Annotated in this window: 4 protein-coding genes; 3 read left to right on the top strand and 1 reads right to left on the bottom strand. The window is 57.8% G+C overall.

The genetic code is table 11. The features are described from left to right. The coding region (locus QT222_RS06020) for a helix-turn-helix transcriptional regulator (protein ID WP_491476631.1) at positions 1 to 745 on the top strand (745 nt) is incomplete at its 5' end. Positions 746 to 782: 37 nt separating this feature from the next. Here the strand turns inward: QT222_RS06020 and QT222_RS06015 are convergent. Beyond that, positions 783 to 1,697: a glycosyltransferase family 2 protein gene (locus QT222_RS06015; RefSeq protein ID WP_491476630.1), complete on the bottom strand. Its 915-nt coding sequence runs from the start codon at positions 1,695 to 1,697 to the stop codon at positions 783 to 785. Positions 1,698 to 2,018: 321 nt separating this feature from the next. Between QT222_RS06015 and QT222_RS06010 the strand changes: the two genes are divergently transcribed. Continuing rightward, entirely contained in the window at positions 2,019 to 2,354 is a 336-nt protein-coding gene (locus tag QT222_RS06010; protein WP_491476629.1) for a hypothetical protein, read from the top strand. A gap of 162 nt (positions 2,355 to 2,516) precedes the next feature. Further along, the coding region (locus QT222_RS06005; protein ID WP_491476628.1) for an oligosaccharide flippase family protein at positions 2,517 to 4,572 on the top strand (2,056 nt) is incomplete at its 3' end.

Below are 4,572 nucleotides of genomic sequence, written 5' to 3'. Positions count from 1 at the left end.
GTCCAGGTCGCTGTCACCGACTGACCCCGACACCGACGACGACGGCATCCCCGACGGCGTCGAAGTCGAGCACGGGTCGCCGCCAAAGGATGCGACCGCTGATACCGACGGCGACGGGCTTAGCGATTCGTATGAGTACAAACACAACAGTAGTTTCGTCGATGCCGATACGGACGGTGACGGGTTGAGCGACGGTTTTGAGACGAGACTGGGAACGGAAACGAGCGACGGTACGACGACGCCGATGCTCTTGTTCGCTAGTGGGACGCTCTTCGGTATCCTCACGGTCTGTGGGCGATGGTTCTTCGCCTCGTCGCGGTACCAGTTGGAGGGGACAATCTCGTCGTGGTTCTCGAAGATTGAGTCGCTCTTTGCGGTCATCGTAACGGTGGTGCCTGGATTTGAACCTGAATCCGACCCTGCCCCGGAGTCTAACTCTGAATCGGAGTCCTCCCCGTCTCGTCCGTCTGCCGCACAAAAATTCGACCGACTCGAATCTCAGCAGGCGTCACAGCGAACTTCGACCGGTGAAGAAAAAGTACTCAAACTGCTCCGGGAGAACGACGGGTGGGTCTATCAGAGCACAATCGTCGAACGAACGAACTGGTCAAAATCCAAGGTCAGTCGATTACTCTCGAAGATGAGCGACAACGGGATGGTAGAAAAGATCAGCGTCGGACGGCAGAATATCGTCGCCGAGGCGGGGGCGATGCCCGAGGGTGCTAAATCACCGTTTGACGAGTGATTGTTCGGTGGTTTCGGCCGACGCGGTCGTCACAATCTCAGTCTGTGAGTCTCGTTTGGATGCCGGTACAGACAGTGTAGAGAAGTCCGGGAAGCTGCCGCAGGCCGGGTGTCTGGCCAGCGCGAAGGTACGCGAGTCCGCGGTTGAACCGACCTTCGCGCAGGTAGAGCGAGGCGAGTGCGTACTGATGTATCCCCGTGACGTCGTATCCACGCGTTTCTAGTTCGACAACGTCCTCGGCGAACGTCCGCAGGTAATGGGTGTTCGCCTGCCGGACTGAATCTGCACTCGGCCCTCCGGAGGGATACCGTCGTAAGAGGGGTTCGTCGATGTAAGCGAGTTTCCCCTGTTTGAGCACGCGAATGAGGAACTCGGTGTCCTGATACCGGTCAAACGATTCGTCGAAACCGCCGATCTGATTCACGACATCGGAGTCGACGATGAGTGTCGACCCGGCGCTGGTGTGGAGATTTTCCATGAGGACCTCTTTGACGAGTTCTTCGCCGCCTTCTCTCCCCTCCTTTGCGCTGTGGAGTCCCACGAATGACTTGATGCGTTCCCAGACGGGATTGGCCTCTTCGTCGTCGATGAGGGTCGTGCCACAGTAGGCGGCGACCCATTCACTGGACCGCTGTTCTAACGTCTCTACCTGCCGTTCGAGTTTTGTCGGTGCCCACTCATCGTCGGAGTCGAGAAGCGCGATGTAGTCACCCGTCGCGACCTCGATTCCGGTGTTGCGGGCGGCGCTTCCGCCGCGGTTCGTCTCGTGGGCGAGGTAGGTTACTCGTGGCTCGTCGTACGAGGTTACCACTGTTTCCGTGTCGTCCGTGGAGGCGTCGTCGATGACGATTACCTCGACATCCGACAGCGTTTGGTCGAGAGCGCTGTCGATGGCGCGCGGGAGGACTTCTGCTCGGTTGTACGTGGGAATGATGACGCTCACTGTCGGCATCGAGTATCGACTGTTACTCCGCGTTGGAGTTGCTTTATTATCGGTCTGGTAACAGCATCTGTCGACGAAATCGCAGCTACGCTCGTGTGATTTCGCTCGGCAAGGAGTCGACTACAGCCCTGTAGCTTGTGACCTCCCTGACAACAAGTGGATACGTGAGTACCAAGCGTGAGAATTCGCAGTCAATCGTTTTTCGCGCGTGCACTCGTGTCCCGTTTTGATGTGGCCCTCGTCTGTTGTTCCGCATTATCCGGCTGATAAGCAGTATCTACGTACACGATAATAACGAGGGGTGGGTGTGATGTCCCGTCTGGGTTGGAAATGGACATCTCAACACGAGCACTGAAACGCGCCAGTATTGCCCTCCTCGTCGCCCTTCTGATGACGACGGCCGGTTGTTCGTCACCCGCTGGGGATGACACTGGTGAGACACACACCAACGCAACCACCGTCGAAACGACGGGAGTAGTCACGACTACTTCGCCGGCGACCGCCGATACGACCGACTCGGATACGACCACTTACAATGAATCGACAGACTCGGGCGGAAACGAGTCCACGTCGAACACGTCGAATATCGACGCGGCGTACACCGAGCAGATGGACGTGACGCTCCCAGGGAACTCGATTGGAAGCAAGCGAGCGTCGGCTAACTGACGCTCCTCATTCGTTTATTATGTACGTGAATCACCGGACAACAAGCGGCCAGCGACTGATGCGCTGTCAGGGCGCGCGCATTGTGAAGTCAATGAGAGGTCATGACGCGCACACTGAGCAGTCAAGTACACGGTTTCAGAGTGACGCGGGAGGCGTGCGCCGATGAACCGGAATATGGTCACCGCGTTTCTCTCTATCGCCGGGGGGCGCATCTTCATCGTGCTGTCTTCGGTGGTCCTGACGCCGATTTTTATTACGACTCTGGGTTTCGAACTCTACGGGCGCTACAGCACCCTCACCGCAGTGTTCGGTATCTCAACTATCCTGATGAGTTCAGGTATCAACAGCGGTGCTAAAAAGTACCTCGCCGAAGAACGCCCGTTCCACAATTGGAAGACGCACGTATTCGGCTACTACTTTCGTCTCGGGACCGTCCTTGCGGTGTTGACGGCGGTCGCGTTCGCCGCTGCAGCCAGCTTTGGTCTCGTCTCTCAGTATCTCGGTCAGAAGTACGTGATCGGGTTCTATGGGTTGGCCGGGCTGACCATCGCGACACAGTTCCGTGAATACTCCCGTCGCTCCTTGATGGGTCTCAAGCAAGAGCACCGCTCGGAGCCGCTGCGTGTGCTCAACAAGGTCGGCACCCGAATCACACTCATCGGTATCGCCTCCCTCGGATTCGAGATTGGGGGACTGATGGTTGGTCTCATCGTCGTCAACACGCTCGTCGCGTTGCTCGCGCTGTGGTGGCTCCGAACCAGTATCTCGCTTCGCGGCGTATTCTCTACGACACCGGAGGGATTCCCGACCAAGGAGCTGTTTAATTTCAACCACCTGTCGGTGGTTTACATGCTGTTTCTCACGTCGATGTACCACGCCGACGTGCTGATGCTCGCGTCGTACGTCACTGAGACGCAAGTTGGATACTATAAGTCCGCGCTGGTCATTAGCCAACTCCTCTGGGTAATTCCCCGCTCGATTCAGTCGATGCTCATTCAGTCTGTTTCCGACCTCTGGGCCGAAGACCGCATCGACCAGATCAACGAGATTGCGTCGCGGGTCACGCGCTATGGAATGCTCATCGTCCTCCTGTTGTCGCTCGGACTGGGGGCGCTGGCGAAGGACTTCGTCCCGCTTTATCTTGGCGACGGGTCGATGCCGGTCGTCACACCGCTTCTTATTCTCCTGCCGGGGACTATCGGATTCGCAGTTGTCAGACCGATTCTCACGATTAGCCACGCGAAAGGAGACATGAAGCCGCTCATCGCCGCAACCGGTGCTGCGGCGATGCTGAACCTCGGGTTGAACGCGTTTTTGATTCCGCGATACGGCATTATCGGTGCGGCAATTGCAACGACAACCGGCTACTCGTCACTTCCGGTTTTTAATCTTCTGAGCGCTCGACACATCGGATTCAAGCCGTTCTCGGATGCTCGACTCGGTCGTGTGGTCGCAACGGGATTCATCGCTGGCGTTCCTATCGTCCTTCTCTCGATGACCATCCAAAACAGTCTCACCGCCCTTATCGTCGTCCCACCGACGGGGCTTCTCGTTTTCGTGACGGTGGCGTTTATGATTGGTGCGGTCAGCGTCGACGAGGCGCTGGACGTGATGGAATCGCTTCCCGGTTTTGTGGGGCCGTACGCCGCTGCCGCGCGAGCACGCCGGGACGGCACCAGCGACGATAGGACACCGTCACGGGAGCAGGCGTCGTGGAGTAAGTGGAACGAGAATACGCTCCAGCGTATCCTTCTCATCTTCGGTGTCCTCCTTTCGATTTCGGGGGTCGCACTCGCCGTGGGCGTCCCCGGAGTCGATATTGGTCCGTCTCTTGACGGCGACTCTCCAGTCCCCGATGTAAATACTCCAGTCCCCGTTACGGACACGCCGATGCCGGTTACAACCGATGCTCCGGCGACCGAAACCGCCTCCCCAACACCGACTGGGTCAGCTACGGACTCGCCGACGAATTCGACGACGACAACCGAGTCCGACGACGGCGGAGGATGGTTCTTCGGTGGTGGTGACGATGATGACGACGATGACAATGACAATGCACCGAGTCCGACAACCACGACGAACACACCAGGTAATAACACAACTACAGCAGTCACACCTGGGAACAACACGACGACGGAGACACCGACGAACAACACGACGACAACGACGACGGAGACACCGACGAACAACACGACGACAACGACGACGGAGACACCGA

The sequence above is a fragment of the Haloferax sp. s1 genome, from assembly GCF_058382125.1.
The sequence above is the reverse complement of the archived record's forward strand: the minus strand, read 5'-3'. Positions and strand labels throughout refer to the sequence as shown.